This window comes from Mogibacterium diversum (assembly GCF_938028775.1).
Lineage (GTDB): Bacteria > Bacillota > Clostridia > Peptostreptococcales > Anaerovoracaceae > Mogibacterium > Mogibacterium diversum_A.
Map to the genome: position 1 here is coordinate 184,193 of NZ_CALIZG010000023.1, position 18,209 is coordinate 202,401.

General features: G+C 45.1%; 11 protein-coding genes. All 11 read right to left on the minus strand.

Annotated elements, in window-relative coordinates:
• Nucleotides 1-93 precede the first annotated feature (93 nt).
• The 11 genes from Q7O90_RS06805 to serS all read right to left on the minus strand — a co-directional run bounded on the left by Q7O90_RS06805 (nucleotide 94) and on the right by serS (nucleotide 18,205).
• Entirely contained in the window at nucleotides 94-5,577 is a 5,484-nt protein-coding gene (locus Q7O90_RS06805) for a Cna B-type domain-containing protein (protein WP_304128829.1), read from the minus strand.
• Nucleotides 5,578-5,912: 335 nt separating this feature from the next.
• On the minus strand, nucleotides 5,913-7,955 hold the full coding sequence (locus Q7O90_RS06810; protein ID WP_304128831.1) for a hypothetical protein: 2,043 nt from the start codon (nucleotides 7,953-7,955) through the stop codon (nucleotides 5,913-5,915).
• A 279-nt stretch (nucleotides 7,956-8,234) separates the two neighbouring features.
• Nucleotides 8,235-9,638: an alanine/glycine:cation symporter family protein gene (locus Q7O90_RS06815; RefSeq protein ID WP_304128832.1), complete on the minus strand. Its 1,404-nt coding sequence runs from the start codon at nucleotides 9,636-9,638 to the stop codon at nucleotides 8,235-8,237.
• 365 nt (nucleotides 9,639-10,003) lie between these two features.
• On the minus strand, nucleotides 10,004-10,897 hold the full coding sequence (locus Q7O90_RS06820) for an RnfABCDGE type electron transport complex subunit B (protein WP_106057887.1): 894 nt from the start codon (nucleotides 10,895-10,897) through the stop codon (nucleotides 10,004-10,006).
• Nucleotides 10,898-10,909: 12 nt separating this feature from the next.
• The gene (locus Q7O90_RS06825; protein WP_106057886.1) at nucleotides 10,910-11,491 is read right to left on the minus strand and encodes an electron transport complex protein RnfA; all 582 of its coding nucleotides are present in this window, start codon (nucleotides 11,489-11,491) and stop codon (nucleotides 10,910-10,912) included.
• Complete coding sequence (rsxE, locus tag Q7O90_RS06830) at nucleotides 11,491-12,195, minus strand: electron transport complex subunit RsxE (RefSeq protein WP_106057885.1); 705 nt, start codon at nucleotides 12,193-12,195, stop codon at nucleotides 11,491-11,493. The genes Q7O90_RS06825 and rsxE overlap by 1 nt, the downstream gene beginning before the upstream one ends.
• The gene (locus Q7O90_RS06835; protein WP_106057884.1) at nucleotides 12,196-12,777 is read right to left on the minus strand and encodes an FMN-binding protein; all 582 of its coding nucleotides are present in this window, start codon (nucleotides 12,775-12,777) and stop codon (nucleotides 12,196-12,198) included.
• Nucleotides 12,777-13,745, minus strand: a complete 969-nt coding sequence (locus tag Q7O90_RS06840; RefSeq protein WP_106057883.1) for an RnfABCDGE type electron transport complex subunit D — start codon at nucleotides 13,743-13,745, stop codon at nucleotides 12,777-12,779. Before Q7O90_RS06840 ends, Q7O90_RS06835 begins: the two co-directional genes overlap by 1 nt.
• Nucleotides 13,738-15,057, minus strand: a complete 1,320-nt coding sequence (gene rsxC / locus Q7O90_RS06845) for an electron transport complex subunit RsxC (protein WP_304128835.1) — start codon at nucleotides 15,055-15,057, stop codon at nucleotides 13,738-13,740. The genes Q7O90_RS06840 and rsxC overlap by 8 nt, the downstream gene beginning before the upstream one ends.
• Nucleotides 15,058-15,144: 87 nt before the next feature.
• Nucleotides 15,145-16,752 carry an aminotransferase class I/II-fold pyridoxal phosphate-dependent enzyme gene (locus tag Q7O90_RS06850; RefSeq protein ID WP_304128837.1) on the minus strand — a complete coding sequence of 536 codons (1,608 nt, stop codon included), beginning with the start codon at nucleotides 16,750-16,752 and terminating at the stop codon, nucleotides 15,145-15,147.
• 181 nt (nucleotides 16,753-16,933) lie between these two features.
• Entirely contained in the window at nucleotides 16,934-18,205 is a 1,272-nt protein-coding gene (gene serS, locus Q7O90_RS06855; protein WP_106057880.1) for a serine--tRNA ligase, read from the minus strand.
• Nucleotides 18,206-18,209: the final 4 nt, after the last annotated feature.

Genomic DNA, 18,209 nt, shown 5'->3' on the forward strand with positions numbered 1-18,209 from the left:
CTAGAACAACAAAAAGTTAAGCGAGGTAAGGTTAACCCTTACCTCGCTTTTGTCTTTCTCATAATTATGTGTGTATCTCTGAGAAAGGAATTCCTATGCCCTTCTAGACTTTCTTCTGATGATGATCACCATCAGCGCTAGAATCGATGATAGCAGTACGACTCCATACACTAGTGGATACATAGTATCTCCAGTCTTAGGTCCATGCTTCTTAACTACCTTAGGAGTTGGATCATTGACCCTAGTGTTGGTTATCACCATTCCATCATCCATGTTGCCAGAGTACTCTACATTGTACTTCTGAACCTCATCCTCAGTGACAGTGTATTTGATTTCCTTGCCGTTCTTGTTGACTGGCAGGTTTTCAAAATCAACTGTCCACTTTCCATCTGAGTCAGGGCTAACTGTCTTGGTATCTACCTCATTTCCATCCGCCTTTAGACGAACTGTAATAGAAGCCGGACGGTTAGCTGCGGTATCGTTTTTCCAATTCTTAGTCACCTTGACTGTTCTGGTATATGGCACATGCTTGTTGGTGAAATCGTAACCGTTTTGATCTGCCGTGTACTTCGCTACTGGTACTTCCTTAACGGTGTAGTTTATCACTGCAGCATCCTCGTCATATGTATCGAGTCCGCTAAACTCGTAATGCCAGTGATTTGCCTTTGTCGCCTTCGCGGTCTTACCTGTATCAACACCATTTGCAAACAGCTTAAAGGTCACTTCGCTAGGTCTTACTCCGTCCTGATCATCGGCGTCATCCCAGTGCTTATCACCGGATACTGAACGCTCTACGTTGTTAAACGTATTTATAATCTTATTGCCATCATAGTGCACGGTAAAGTGTCTATTGTTGATGTCAAGAGTTGCACCTTCCTCAAGCGAATTCCCATCAGCATCTAGCTCTTTGAACGTATACACGTTCTTTGCACCTGTCACCGTATCCGAATCGAGGAGTCCTGCAAATGTCGCCTTGAAATTGTTGCTGCTCGACAGAGTAGCTGTTCTATTTGTAGCAGTTCCGTTTTTATACAGCTTCACCACTACCGAACGTGTATCCCTGTAATTCTGCGATACACCGCTCCACTGCTTCGTTACCGTAACACTGCGAGTTGCCGGAATCATAGGTGTCCACGGCATGGATTTTTTATTAGTGATGGTATATCCGCTAGTCACATCACCAGTCGTAGTCGCAGTGTACCTATAAGCGCCATAATCAATCTTGGACTGTGCGTTAAGTCCATGCTCCTGAACTGTATATGTGTAGCTATGGCCTGTTGCGATGTCGAACGACACTAGGTTGCTGAACGTATAAGTCCAGTTATCAGCAGCCTTAACATCCTTGGTATCTATTACTACGCCGTCGCGAAGCAGATCAACCTTTACGCTGTTAACAGGCGCTGTATCTGTTGCCCCTGTGTGGTCTGTCCACTTTTTAGTGACTTTAACATTCTTATATGGCACAAATCTCCAGTTTCCATACACAGTCTCGTTCTTGCGAACATTGACTGAGCTAATCGTGCTCGTATCGGAAGCTGCTTTCTTCCAGCCTTCGAATTTCCATTCACCCTGTACGCCTGCGCTTGTAGCATGTGTGCTTGATGATAGTGGAGCAGCTAATGTCTGGTTGTGGTCATATTCGATACCTGTTACTGTAGCTGGCACTGCATTGTCAGTTGGCAGACCGTAAGTAGAATCTCCTGTCACTACGTAATTTAAATCGTACTGGCGGATAGCCTTGTGATATGTAGTCTCACTCTTTACATTCATCGGTACGCCGTCGGCGCTTGTAATCTTAGCCGTATTCTTGAACACAGTGGTCTTAACTGTCTTATCCGTTAGCTTGGTTGGGATAGTTATCGACATATCACTGTCTTTTGGCAGAGTTACGTTGAACTTCAGCTTCTGACCATCTGTTATGAGCCCTACTCCAGTCGCATCTCTCAGCAGCACATTATTGAGCCTTAACTCAGTTGATTTGATGCGGATATTATCCTTATCAACTGTCAGACCATCAGGTATAACGTCCTCGACGTTTATATCTCTGGTTGCTAGTAGGTCATTCTTGTTCTTGATCTTGAGAGTGTACGTGATAGGAGTATCCTTTTCATTTGTAACCTCAGTTGGCGCAGCTTCTGTGCCAGTAGCTGGGTTCGACTCCTTATGAAGCTCTAATTCAGGGTTATGAAGTGTAATCTCCGAGTGAGCCTTGTACTTTAACAGCCTGTCGCTTGGTCCTGCCGAATCACCAGCAAAGTTACGAGCATTGGCTACAGTCTCATTTACTGCCTTCTTGCCTGCAAGGTTTTTGTCCTGTGGCGCGTTCATATATACGTAGAAGCTGAGGCTATTACCTTGGTCTAGTATAAAATCATTGCCTTTATTCGTCTTGCGGACATCTACGGCTATAGCCTTTATATCCTTCTTATTGGCAGGCATAGTTGTAGACCATACAGAGTGATCATCTACGTCAAATGTGCTTGGCACCGTTGTCGCATAGTACACGACTGGCTTTGCATACTCACCTTGGCGGCCGTAAGCAGATCTATTAGACATAGAACGAACATCTACTCTGTCTAGCGTTCCCTTCCACTCTGTAGGGGCATTCTCGCCTCCGTTATCGAGCACATCGTAGAACACGAGCTTATCAGTTCTCGTATAGTTGGAAGATGTGTATGCCAATCTATAGCTGTACTGGTTGCCGATAAATGCATCTGTCTTGCTACCATACGAATTGTCAATAGTGTTAGCAACTTCCTTGGTAAGTCCTGACTGTGTAACCGTTACAGGGTTGAACTGAACGGGATCACCAATAAAGCGCCAATACTTATAATCACCATTTACGAGGCTATTGAACTTATCCTTCTCCGTAAGTCTGTTGAATTTATTAGCAATATCGCTTTCTTTACGCAGCACGTAATCGTTTCCATCCGGATCCACCTTGAGGGCAGATGTAAGCATGACACTATTACCTCTGTCAACTATGTTGCTGTACGGATTATCTAGTGTATACCTTAAATATATGAAATAGTTGTGATTGTCAAAGTTTCTAACATCTGTAACGCTAGGCGGAAGCTTGTAGTCAACCTTCATCATGGTCTGACCTGAGCCTTCCCAGTCTTCGATCATCTCAACATTGAAGTCACTCCCCTGAGAGATAGCGCGATCCTGATATGCAGGTCCAGCGGTCATCTGCACGCTTGACTTTTGAACGCTCGTACCTAGTGGCAATAGCGTGTAAATCGTACCCTTCTTGTACACGTACTTATTTAGATAGTCCCTATCGGGTAGCCCTGTATCATTAAGAGATGAAATCTGATAATAGCGAGCTGTTACCCTGTTGGATTGCACACCCCTTACAGGGTCATCTACGATATCTTGTGGATAGTAAACAATTCCCTCTCCGAAGCTCGATGTTATAGCCGTCATGGCCACAGACTGTATCTTTAGCGGATTGCCTTCTGTATTAGTAGTCACACCTGCCTGTCCATTCTCGGAGTAACTCACCTTTGCACTAGATGATATGAATGAAGCCCCATACTGATCCTTATCAGCCTGCAATATGCTCTTCATGTTCGCCGTCGGATGAACCTCAACAACCGTATCAGCTTTGAAGTTGTAATTGTAGTACTCACTGGTGTACTTGTACTTCAGTCCGCTCGTATTAGCCGGCAGAGGTATCTCCTTGCCCTTTGCATCGTCTACAACTGTATTACCATCATCAGAAGTGAACGTGTACTTGCCAGTGCTGTCAAACGTTATCTTGCCATACCTGGTGTAAGAATTCTCACCTGACTTCCTAGTCCATATCTCTATAGGATGCGATCTGGATTGGGTAACATCCTCGTTGTTATCTGTGGTCCATCCTCCTATCACCGACTTCATTCCATCATGAGAAGTTAGCGTTATCGCCACACTCTTGTAGGTCGCATCTTCATCCTGGAGCTTCGTCATATCCGGTATGTTGCTGCTGAAACTGTTATTAGGTCTAAGCCTGTTCATCTTAGAGGAACTGTATAGAGGACCCTCTTCAATCTCGGCAGTATACGGCTTCACAGTATACTCCCCGGTAGCATTGTTGTATGTCGGTTCAGTTCGCGGACTTCCCTCAACCTCAGTCTCAAAGGTTTTATACTGCCCACGGTTACGAAGCTCTCTAGTTTCCCCATTCAAAACGAACTCAAGAACACCTGACATGTTAGATCCGCCATAAGAGTGGTTACCGTAGTCATACTTCCAGATATTATTAGCACCAGTGTAATTACCTACTTTAACCGTCGCTGTAGCAGTATCTGTTTCAGTTAGAACTTTGCCACTTGCAAGCTTAGTCTTGACCGTAACCTTATTGCTCACCGGTATACCGGTAGTTGAGAGGTCTACACCTCGGTTTTTAGCATCTTCGAGCATCGTCATAGGATAACGCTTCAGCATTACCATCCTATCACTATCCCAGTCTGTGTAAGTCCATCCCTGCAATGTATGTAGCATAAACCCAGGTGTGTATTCTTTAAACATTCCCGTCTGGTTAAGCCTGCTCTGCCATCCGCTGGCAGCGATATCTGGATATGATGTAACAGTGTATCGGTCGATATCAAATGCACTCAGAAATCCACGCTTGTCGTAAGGTGGCACATAATAGCTGTTTCGCTTAGTCGCTCCAACCAGCTCTCCATCGCTGTTATCCTGAACTACTTCATAATCAAAAGGAACGGTATCGGTCCTACCGCGCTTCATATCTGCGTACCACACTACGTAGAAGTAATCCTTGGCATCGCTAGGAGCTGGCCCCCAAGAGTTCTGCCAGTTCATGTATACGCCATTAGCCTTCGATAGATTATCCTTCTTTAGATTTAACGATACTGGCTTCGTCTTGTTCTGTATCTCCGCCGTAAGCGAACGGTTAGTGGTCACATCAGGAGTGCCGTCACCGTTGGTGTCTATCTCAAGCTTAAAGTCTAGATTCCTCTGCTGTACGCCGTCACTATCTACCTTGATATATGAAGGTCTGAACTGAAATGCCTGCTCAAAGTGAAGCTTAGCACCACCTGCAACCTCCTTGAAGTTGGTCACTGTATAGGTGCCGTCGCCGTTATCAACGTAATTAAAGTCACTCACTGCAGATGTCTCAGGAGACTTAGGAATCTGCCAGGATACTGTATTCCTAGGTCTGCCACTATCTACTCTATTCACCGCATACTTATCAGTCCATGAATCGAACAGGTAGTTCGGCATGGTTATCTTGATAGAGCCTGCTGGGAGTTTAGTATTTGCATCGCTATTGATAGCCAAAGAATACCCTACAGTCCCGACCTTAAGATTGTCGTTAGTAGGTGTCATAATAAGCTTCTTATGATCTGGGTCTGTAGCATCATCGTAGTGATAGTCGACTACCCCAGATGATACTCCGTTAGCCCAGTCTACATTAAAATTGTAGTCAAGAGGCTGAGATGAGCCTGATCTAGTAGCTGTCGTCCCTGACGGAGAGCCGCTATCAGCCCATACAAAAAGTGAATTAAATCCTGCACTCACTACCATGAAGATAGAGAGCACAATACTCCAAATGCGTTTTTTATTCATGTATCTTCGCTCCTTTTACATTACGAATACATCACCGAAAGCATTATCTCTAGTTAATTTCCTATTGTCCTTAATCTTTACCTTTAATATTTAAATTTTATATATATTTCATAGTTTAATCAAGACTTTCACGCTTTGTACAAATAAAAATTTTTTTATTGTATTGCAAAAATAGTCCTGACATATCACTCAATCAGTACACGCGCTAAGTACTATCGAATATCTGCGCAAGAAAAAGAGCGGGGCAGACGCCTCGCTCTTATTACCATTATCACTTGATTAAATATCATAGCCTCTAGGTGCTTGCTATGCCCCTAGTTCGCCTTATGCGCATCCTACGCAACACTTACTCCAATCGTTACGATGGACTCTTTGCCTGTGCTATGCGAGATTACTTTTACCTTTACTAAAGTGTATCCGTTCTCCGACATATCTGGGTGATCGAGCACCTCCAGTGTTACGCTTCCGTCATTTGGGAAGTTTGAGATGAGCGCCTTGTACTCGTCTAGAGTAGGTTCTGCATCTCCAACCTTCTTGTTGATTATCTTAGATGATAGCACTGGTGTGAATTCATCTTCAACTTCAGTTCCTTCGTCAGGATTTCCCTCGTCATGGTTATTATCAACGGTGCCTGGCTCTTCATTGTCGACATCTTCTACGAAAGTGATGTAGAGCGCAAAGTTAGCGTTCTTATTCTTTTCGTAGTCCTTGTTGATGCAGTTGAAGCTGAACTTGTAGTTGTATTCATCAACCTTGAATCTGCTCTCGTATACATAGTGCTTGCCACTAATCGATGTAGTTCTGAATATAGCTTTCTTGCCGAAGTAGTCTTTATTGAGCTTTATCGTCTGTCTGTACGCTATGTTATTGCTATTTTCTTCAGACTTAGCAGGGTCAGTTACCTCTTCCCAAGTCTTGCCGCCATCGAAGCTGTATTCCATCTTAGTGATGTAATCTGTGCTGTAAGATTCAAAGAATATCGCAAACTCCGTACGTCTCTTCGAGCCCTTATGCGTAACTCTAGCGATTAACGCCTGGCTCTTAGTCTCGTCCGAAAGATTCATCTTATCATAAAGCTTCTCACCGGTGTCCCTGTTGGTCACTTCTATTCCGTATTTGCCGAACTCAGAGTATGGAACCACGATCTTGGTGCCATCTTCCTTAACGAGTTCAACCTTTATGCTCGATAGATCAAGAGGCTTCGCTATATCGGACTTTAGCACTCTCTGACCTGTATATCCGTTCACCTCTGTAGGCTCTAGCATTTTGATATCTGTTATGTCGTTTCCGGTCTTCTTGTCATTCTCAGAAAGCTCTAGAGCGTTATCCACGGATAGCCCAACTCCGCCTGTAGTTAGTGTAGCACCGGAGATTGCATCCATCATCTTCTTGCATTTGTGATGCTCTCCTAGATACTGTCTGATAACTGGCGAAACTAGCTCTGCTCTTCTCGCATCGGTAATTTTGCTCGCATACTCTTTACCTAGAAGCTTCTCCGCCTCCTTGGCATGATCCTTTGCGCCAGCAATCTGGTCGATGTACTTTCTGTATACCTTGAGAATAGCGACATTTCTCTTGCCAGCTTCTCCGCATAGGTATGGTATTACTCGCGATGAGATGCCCATGTAATCGAGTCCTGAGTAGCCCTGACCCTCGACGAATACGATGCTCTCGATGACGTTGTTCTTGATATTGACAACAGTCTTAACTCCGCCTCTAGCCTCATCGAATCCATCACCGAGTCCGATGAACTTTCCGTCCTTAAGCTCTCCTGTTCTCATGAATTCACTGATCTCTTTTTCTACCCTAGCATCTAGATCCATCTCAGGAGTTACCTGCTCTCCTGGATTAACCGTAGGATTAGTACCAGGGTTCACTGGATTTGAGCCAGGGTGTGTGCCTGAGTTTTCACCAGGATTTGTACCAGGATTTACTCCAGGTTTTTCGCCTGGCTTTACATCTGGTTTAGATGGCTTCACGACAGGCTTTGATGGCTCTACGGCTGGCTTCGAAGGCTTTACAGCTGGTGCTGTGCTAGTTCCGTTCTTAGCCACTCGTGAAGTAGCCGCCTGGTTCTGAACTCTGTTATGAGAAATAACTTTTCTTGCTCTCTGGCTATCGCCCGAGCTCCTGTTTAACGCGCTGTTACCGCTTTCCCCGTTGCTATTAGTCTCATAGTCCCCTGCAGTACCCTTATCTTCACTCTCCTGTGGCATATTTTGCTCATCAGCTACATCCGTCTGTTCTTTCTTGTTGGAGACTGTAGATTTCCCAGACTTCTCAGCCCCTCCTCCGAACATAGCGAAAGCGATTCCCCCTGCCACTGCTAGGATGAGTGCGCCGATCAATATCGGCTTTAAGATCGCGTTCTTACCCATTCATTCCTCCTAAAATAATAGTTAGATAGATTGAATTAAAGTTAACCATGACTAACTTTAGTATATCATAGAAGTACATATAATTTTTATCAATCTTTTAAATCACTTGTATTTTATTTGTTTATTTGCAGTAGTCTATAATCTCCATCAGCAGGATTTAAGACTGAATTTATAGCAATTATTCCAATTCTCGCACATAAAAACAGTGGATGCGCTACCCCGCACCCACTGTTCATGAAAGAAAGTACTTTAATGATATGTTGTCAATTTAAATGAATATTATTTCTTTTTCTTCTCCTCTATGACCTTATGCTTTTCTTCATCTCTGGTGTGCTCTATATGTAGAACCATGCCTGTGAGGGCGAAGAGTGCAATAACGTTAGGGATTACCATCAGCTGGTTAAACATATCTGAGAGCTCCCATACAAGGTCATTCGAAGCACAAGTGCCGAGGAATATGAATACAAGCGCAATTGCCGTATAGACCTTTACCGACTTCTCACCAAACATGTAAATCATGTTGATCTTGCCGAACATGTTCCATCCTAGGATAGTCGAGAAGGCGAAGAAGAATAGGCAGATAGCTACGAACATCGGTCCTATCTTATCACCGAAAGCTGATGCAAATGCAGTCTGAGCGAGGTTCGTTTTATCTATGCCCTTAGGAATAACTCCGTCAGCGATAGCACCGTCTTCTGCGTACATGGTCGAAATAACCACTAGCGCGTTGAGCGTTAGGATGACGAATGTATCTACGAATACACCGATCATAGCTACAGTACCCTGCTCATGAGGGTTCTTAACGTGAGCCTGAGCGTGAGCGTGTGGGGTCGAACCCATACCGGCTTCATTCGAGAAAAGCCCTCTCTTAGCTCCCTGCGAGATAGCAGTCTTAAGCGCCATACCGAAGCCGCCGCCGATAATAGCCTGTGGCTCAAACGCATACTTAAAAATCATGCCAAATGTAGCTGGAATGTACTTTATACGCATTATCAACAGAATCAGTCCACCTAATATGAATATAGCTGCCATGATTGGTACGATTTTCTCCGTAACGGAAGCCAGTCTCTTGGTGCCACCTAGGAAGATAAATCCGCAAAGTAAAACCAAAACAACGCCAACTGTCCAACCAGGTACTCCAAATGCTGTGCTAAATGTTGCTCCGATGGAGTTTGACTGTACCATGCAACCGAAGAATCCGAGCGCAAGCGTAATAGCTACTGCAAAGAATCCTGCCAGGAATCTTCCGAAACCGCCTTTGAATGCAGTCCTGATATAGTAAACAGGACCTCCAAGGAATTCACCAGATGGTGCCTTCTGCCTAGTCTCGATAGCGAGCGTAGCTTCTGCGTATATCGTGGCCATCCCGAAGAATGCTATAACCCACATCCAGAAGATAGCACCCGGTCCACCGGTTAAAATAGCACCTGAAGCACCTACGATGTTACCAGTTCCAACCTGAGCCGCAATAGCTGTCGCAAGAGCCTGAAATGAGCTCATGCCGTTATCGTGCTTATGACCTCTTAGGGATATTCCGCCAAAGGTTCTCTTGAATCCCTCTTTGAAATATCTTACCTGGACAAACCTAGTCCTAAACGTATACCATAGTCCAACACCAAGCAACATGAATACCAACACATAGTCTGATAAATAAGCATTTATCTCTTGCACAATCGGAAGCATCTGTTCTCTCCTTTAACTAAATAATTCCTAACTGCTAGTCTTTATGATTCCTAGCGCGATGTACTTTTATAAGTACATCATAAAATTATATTAGCAAAGAGATTTATTTGTGTCAACACATAAATAATTTTTTATTTTATTGTTTTGTATAACAATTCAAAGCCTTTATTTTGTATCGCAATACAACTGAATCCGTTCTAATTCCATGTTATGAGCAAAATCATGTCTTAAGATAAAAGTAACTCGTAAATGAAGTAGAGCGTCCTTCATGATTCCCAACATCATTTAACTTTTTGAACAAAAAAACACGACCAGCATACCGCCAGTCGTGTCTAATCGCTATATTCGATTGTACGAATCGTGTTTTACGCCTGAGCTGCCGCCTTAGCCTTCGCTTCAGCTGCCTTAGCAGCCTTCTCAGCCTCAGCCTTCTTCTTGGCATTGATTGCCATCTTAGCGTGTCTCTCATTGTAGCTGTTGATTGATCCTGTAGGACAAACGCCCATACACATTCCGCAGTTCTTACACTTCTCGTAATCTACAGCTGCGACGTTATTATTAACGTGAATTGCATCGAACTTACATGTCTTCTCACACTTTGCACATCCAATACAACCGTTCGAACACTGCTTGCGAGTAACTCCGCCTTTTTCAGTATTCATACATAGCACATGCACTTCCTTCTTGTAAGGAACCATCTTGATGATAGTCTGTGGGCATGTAACTACGCACTTACCACATGCAACACATGTGTCTCTATTAACCTTAGCAACGCCATCGATGATGCCTATAGAATCGAATTCGCAGACACCTACGCAGTCTCCAAGACCGATACATCCCTGGGAACAAGCTGAGTTGCCGTTAAAGAAGGTCTTAGCACCTGCACATGACTGCATACCCTGCCACTCAAGAATCTTCTTGGAAGCATCGCATGTTCCGTTGCACATTACCTGTGCGATCTGCTTATCAGCGCCGCCTGCAGCACGACCGAGTATGTTAGCGATCTGCTCAGCACAAGAAGCTCCACCTACTGTACAAGCACTGCAGCTTGTTGACTCATCGTTAACTACTGCGTTTGCGTAGTCATCACATCCAGCGAATCCACATCCACCGCAGTTAGCGCCAGGTAGAATCTCTCTTACCTCGGATACTCTCTCATCTACTGGAACGTAGAAAGCGTGTGAAGCGATTACTAGCAAGAGAGAAGCTATGAATCCTGCACAAACTACAAGTACTACTGCTGTTATAATTGCATTCATCTATACCCCTCCTTACTGGAATAATCCTGAGAATCCCATGAATGAAAGCGAGAGGATTGTTGCACTTACGAGTACCATTGGAACTCCCTTAAATGCAGCAGGTACGCCCTCTTCATTCCAGAGCTTCTCTTCACGAACACCTGCAAACAGTACCATCGCAAGGCCGAAACCAACTCCAGCTCCAGCTGTGTAAACGATAGCCTGAATGTATGTGTAGTTATAGTTGATAGCGTTAATTGTCGCACCGAGGATAGCGCAGTTTGTTGTGATCAACGGAAGGTAGATACCGAGCGACTTCTGAAGCGCTGGCATAAACTTCTTCATGAACATCTCAACGAACTGTACTAGAGCCGCGATTACGAGGATAAACACTACAGTCTGTAGATATGCGATATCTAGCTTATTAAGTACCTGTTGGATTGGCCACGTTGTAATTTCCGCAATTACCATTACGAATATTACCGCACCACTCATACCAACCGCCGATTCCATCTTGTTAGAAACTCCGAGGAATGAGCAGATTCCGAGGAACTGCGATAGCAGGAAGTTATTTACAAGAACGATCGACATAAAGATGATAACTAAATTTAACATTATGCCTCAGCTCCTTTCTCCTCTGCTGCAACTTCCTTAGCTTCTGCTAGGTTGCATGAATTGTACATTGGGCATGTGCCACAGCTAAACGATTTCTTCTTGAGAGCCTTGCCATTAGTGAGTACATTTAGTACTGCGATGAGAACTCCGAATACGAAGAAACCACCAGGTGCGAGGTTGAAAAATCCGATTGGCGTGAACCATGAACCGAATACTGTCATACCAAACCACGTTCCTGCTCCGAGTAGCTCTCTGATTGTACCCATTACTGTAAGTGTGAGCGTGAATCCGAGACCCATTCCGATTCCGTCTAGAGCAGAATCAAATACAGTGTTCTTGTTAGCAAACGCCTCAGCTCTTCCGAGGATGATACAGTTTACTACGATTAGAGGAATGAATAGACCTAGCGACTTATAAAGTGCTGGCACGTATGCCTCTAGCAAGAACTGAACTACTGTTACGAATCCAGCAATTACTACGATGTAGCACGGGATTCTTACTTTGTCAGGAATAACCTTACGAAGTAGTGATATTACTACGTTAGCTGCAATCAGTACCGCTGTAGTTGAGAGTCCCATACCAAGACCGTTCGAAGCGGATGAAGATGTAGCTAGTGTAGGGCAGGTACCGATTAGAAGAACCAATACTGGGTTCTCTTTGATGATACCGTTTGTGATGATAGATAATTTACTCTTATTGCTCATTTATTTAGCCCCTCCCATAGCCTTATACTGCTTTAGACCAGCAAAAACAGATTCGTGAATAGCCTGTGAGGAAATCGAAGCTCCAGTGATATACTTAACCTTCGACTTTGAATCCTTGATAGTCTCGCTTCCAAGATCCGATAGTCCCTTGTACTGTCCAAGGTGCTTTGGATCCTGAGCCTTTGTACCGATACCAGGAGTATCTTGAGCACTCATAATCTTAACGTTAGTGATCTTACCCTTGTTGTCGATACCTATCATAGCAGTTAGGGTACCACCATAACTGTTTGAGTTTACAGTCACTACTACACCTGAGCCATTTACAGCCTTGGATGCCTCTGTAACGTATATCTTATTCTTCTGAACTACCACGAGCTTTCCGTCGTAATTCTTGAATTCGCCTTTTGCCTCTGGAATCAGTTCGGACTTAGCCTTGTTCGACTCCTTGAGGTTGTTCTTATCGATGATTGGCTTCGTAACACCGTACGCCATAGCAAGTGCAAATGTAACTACGAAACAAATCAGTACGAGCACGAGGATCGGCGAAATGAAACTTGAAAATGTGCTTTCTTTTTTCTTCATTATTTCGCACCTCCCTTTACATAGCTCTTATACGACCATCTGTTGATAAGTGGTGTACAGATGTTCATAAGTAGAATTGAGAACGAAACACCTTCTGGATAGTTACCCCATAGACGGATAGCCATAGTGATAATTCCGCATCCGATACCGAACATAATCTGACCCTTGGTTAGCTTAGGCGATGTTACATAGTCTGTAGCCATGAAGAATGCACCAAGCATTACACCACCAGCACAGAGGTGGAAGATAGCCATGTTGAAGTCACCCTTGTAGTATGCAAGAGCGATAACAAATACAGTTCCGAGGAATGCACATGGAATTGCTGGGGAAATCACCTTTCTCCAGATTAGGAAAAGTCCTCCAACGAGAAGCGCAAGAGCACTTACTTCACCGAGGGATCCGCCAGTGAATCCTAGGAACATATCCATGTTGGATGGAAGATCAGACTTGCTAGCGCCACCAGCAACGAGTGCTAGAGGTGTAGGTCCTGTTACAGCATCAGTCTTAGCTGCCATTCTTGGAAGTGGCCATGTTGTCATTTGTGCTGCAAACGAGATGAAAAGGAAGATTCTGGCAGTGATTGCCGGGTTAACGAAGTTTCTTCCGATTCCACCGTAGAGCTGTTTAATAACAACGATAGCTACGAAACATCCTATTACTGCCATCCATAGCGGGAAGCTGGATGGAACGTTAAATGCGATTAGTAGACCTGTTACTGCTGCACTGAGATCGCTGATTGTCTGTGGCTTCTTAGCGAGCATGTTGTATATCCATTCGAAGCCTACGCTGGCAACGATACATACAGCTGCAAGCAGCAGAACTCTAGCTCCGAAAATATATGTGCTGGCAACTAGTGCTGGAAGCATTGCAAGCAGAACAGTTCCCATTAATTTGGTAGTATCTTCATCTGTAACAATGTGTGGAGATGTGGATACTATCAGATTGTTATGAAATTTCTTATTATCCATTCTTCTTCGCTGCCTCCTTTACCAAGCCTTTCGCGAGCTTATTGGTAAAGCTCAAAGGTCGTCTTGCAGGACATACATAAGAGCAACTTCCGCACTCCATACACTGCATAACCTTGAACTTATCAAGTGACTCTGCGTCATGTCTCTCGTAGAAATCTGCGTAGAGCATAGGAACGAGCTTGAATGGACATCCGCGATGACAACGACCACAGTTGATACATCCAGTCTCGGTCTTTACAGTAGCTGTCTCCTTGCCGAAGCATAGGAGCGAACCAGTATTCTTAACAGTTGGAGTCTCATCTGAATGAGTTGCACGACCCATCATAGGTCCACCCATCACGATCTTCTTAGGCTCCTGCTTGTATCCACCGCAAAATGCAACTACATCAGCGATGCGTGTTCCGATTGGAACGAATACGTTCTTAGGCTCAGCAACAGCATCTCCATCAACGGTGATTCTTCTCTGAACGAGAGGCATACCTGTTCTGAAGTACTGTCCCAGAATTCCGATTGTCGAAACATTACATAGAATTACACCAAGCTGTGCAGGAAGAACACCAGCATTCATAACCTTACCGGTGGTCTCATATACGAGCACTCGCTCAGCTCCCTTAGGGTATCTCGATTGCAGCTTGAACACCTCGATGTTATCGATACCGTTCTGCTGAATCAGTCTGTTTAAATTTTCGATAGCGTCAGGCTTGTTCTCCTCGACTCCGATGATACCTTTCTCTAGGTTCAAATACTTCATAGTTAGAAGCATACCGTCGAGAACATCCTGTCCATCCTCTACCATAATTCTGTTATCACCTGTGATGAATGGCTCACACTCAGCACCGTTGATAACCAGGGTAGTACATTCGTCTAGATTCTTTGGATCCATCTTGATGCTCGTTGGGAATGAAGCACCTCCTAATCCAACCATACCACTAGCTCTTACTGCCTTGACGAAATCAGCATGACTCTCAATGTGAGGAATCTGAACCTCTTCACTGATTTCCTGCTTCTTATCAGTCTCAATAACGATATGTGTCTCCATCCCGCCCATCGAGGAACGTACTGATGTGATATCAGTAACTGTTCCAGATACGCTGGAATGAATAGGAGCACTAACGAAAGCTTCTGTGTCACCGATCTTCTGACCGACTTTGACATAGTCGCCCTTTGCTACGAGAGGCTGACAAGGAGCACCAATACTCTGCGACATGCAGATTTCAACCACATCTGGAATCGGCATCACTTCGGTCTCACGACCTGCAGTATTCTTGTGATGCTTAACCAAAATGCTTGGTAAATGTTTACCTTGGCTCATCCTTAAGAACCCTTCCTTTCTTAGATTCGTACAAATAATATCCATTGCATGAGAAAAATTATACATCAAAATTCCCTATAAGTCACCTCAAATTTCCTTGAAAAGTACACAATCGCTTTCAACTTTAACTCGTCCCTCTTCATCTACCCCTAGAACCACATGTTGTGCTACTAGTTGGTCTCGGACGTACAAGATAACCGATTTGCTTAGCACTTCACCAGGGCAGGCGATTGGCGTTCCAGGAGGATAAGGGATGATGGACTCGTAGAGAACTCTTCCCTCGGCGCTATATAAAGGAATCTCTTCATAGGTGTCTGGGATTTTGCGCTGCTCTAGCCGCTCTATAAGTGCTGAATCTGATGATGGAGTTCTCAGTTCTGCAATCTTGTCTACCGGCTGTGATGCATTCTTGTTCGCCGCCTGCGCTTCGTTTTTAGCCATCGCCTGCGCTTCGTTTTTAGCTTGCTTATGCGCCACGTCCTGGGCGGCAGACTCGGTTTTAGAGGCAGAGCTTTCCGGTTCCACACCTTGGATTCTGCCGCCATGGTGCGCCGAGAGGTCACGCAGGGCGCTAAGCACATCTTCATAGTCGCCTCTCTCGTTTCCGAGCCCTGTCATCAGCATCACATAATCGCCATGCGTGAGTTCCACCCAGATGTTTCTCTTCTCGAGCTCCTCCGCCAGTTCGGGGCCGCTGAAGCCGAGGGCTGACATTGTGATGCTGACCTTGGTTTCATCAAGGTCGATGCGATCGATGAGCCCGAGGCCGGCGATCTGGGCAGCCTCCTCATAGAAGTATTTGATATCTGCATCCCAGTTCTTGATGAGATTGTAGCCGTCCATCCTGAGTATCTGCTGATTGATATCGAGGCTGCCCATCAGCAGGTAGCTCGGACTCGTAGTCTGCAGCATGCGGAGGAGCTCGCTAATCCGAGAAACATCTGGCCTCTCGGTGCAGATGTTGAGAATTGCGGAGCCCGTAAATGACAGCAGCGTCTTGTGCGTGCTGTCCACCACAATGTCGGCTCCGCAATTCTCTGCCGCACGGTGCGGGAGCCCATCTTCACTGCGCAGGTAATCAAAGAATTTAAGGTGCGCACCGTGCGCTTGATCCACAATCAGAATCCTGCCGTGCAGGTGAACGATGCTGGCAATTCGCTCGATATCTGATAATACACCGTAGTAGTTCGGACTGGTCACCAGCACGGCTTTGATGCCACCGTCTTCAATCAAGGCCGCCTCAATCTTGTCCGGGTCTAATCCGAGCTGAAGCCCAGTTTCGCCATCTATCTCAGGCATTATGTAGACAGGATCTATCCCGCCAAGTCTGAGCGCTCCATATACGGATTTATGGGAATTCCTTCCCATAAGAAGTTTACCTCCTCTTGGAACACTACCTAATATCGAAGCCATGAGCCCTGCACTGCTGCCATTTACAAGGAGCTCCGTATGCTTTGCCCCATAGAGCCCGGCGTAGCCTTCCATCATATCCCTGATTCGTTCTCGTGGCTGCTGCAGCGCATCAGCTCCAGGAATCTCCGTTATATCGTTTCCCACGACGTTCTTGATGAAGTCGCCAAAGCCGTAGATCCCATACAGCGTGCTTCTCCCCTTGTGTCCAGGCATATGAAACGAAATCGGGTGAGTCTCCTTATGATACATAAGGAAGTCTGTCAAGCTGACTCTATCTTTCATCTTTCGGTATCCTCCGTCTCAGGTGGCAGCTGAGGTGTAGCTGCCTTACTCTAGTAAAAAAGCACAACGAACTGATTGCGACCTTACCTGGCCATCTAGTTCCTTGTGCTTATGTCGCATCATATATAATGAGCTCCGCTCGTTTTCCAATCTAAATCTCGATTGGCTAATTTAGTATCTCCTACTTGATCACGTCTCTTCCTACGTAAGGCCTCAGCGCTTCTGGTACTACCACGGTACCATCTTCCTGCTGGAAATTTTCAAGGATAGCAGCTACAGTTCTGCCTACCGCTAGACCGGATCCGTTCAGCGTGTGTACGAATTCCGGCTTTGCCTTTTTCTCTCTTCTGAACCTTATATTAGCTCTTCTAGCCTGATAATCTTCAAAGTTTGAGCAGCTTGAAATCTCAACATAGCGGCCGTAGCTTGGCATCCACACTTCGATATCGTAAGTCATCGCCGCTGAGAATCCGAGATCCCCAGAGCAGAGTCTAACTACTCTGTAAGGAATACCTAGCTTCTGTAGTACTTCCTCCGCATCGTGTGTGAGCTTTTCTAGTTCCTCATAGGAATTCTCAGGATACGCAAGTTTAACCATCTCAACCTTATTGAACTGGTGCTGTCTGATCAGCCCTCTAGTATCGCGTCCAGCTGACCCCGCCTCTTTGCGGAAGCATGGCGTATATGCCGTGTAATAAACAGGCATTTCCTCTGGCTCGATAATCTCATTGGAACGGAGATTAGTAACCGGAACCTCTGCTGTCGGAATCAAGAAAAAATCCTTCGCAGGCACATAGAACATGTCGTCCTCGAACTTAGGCAGCTGTCCTGTCCCTGTCATAGCATCACGGTTAGCCATGAACGGTGGTAAGATTTCAGTATAGCCCTGTTCTTCCGTGTGGAGGTCGAGCATGAAGTTAATCACAGCTCTCTCTAGCCTTGCACCTATGCCCTTGTACACGGTAAAGCGCGAGCCAGAAATCTTGGCTGCACGTTCAAAATCCAGTATGTCTAGAGCTTCTCCGATATCCCAGTGTGCCTTTGGTTCAAATGCGAACTCAGTCGGCTCTCCGAACTTACGAAGCTCGAGATTTTCGCTATCATCCTCTCCGCTTGGAACATCTGGGTGAGGTGTATTAGGGACGTAGAGTAGCGCCTTTCTGAGTTCCTCTTCCACTTCGCTAACCTCTGCATCTAAGGATTTAATCTCTGCACTTAACTCCTTCATCTCTGCAAATAGAACCGAGGTATCCTTACCTTCCTTCTTGAGCTTTGGCACTTCACGCGATACTGTATTCTGCTTGTTTTTAAGCTGTTCAACTTCCGCAAGAAGCTCCCTTCTCTTGGTATCAAACTTTAACACGTTGTCGATGCCAAAGTCACCTTTTCCACGTCTTTCCACATCGGCTTTAACGCTCTCGAAGTTTTCTCTCACTCTTTTGACGTCGAGCATTTCT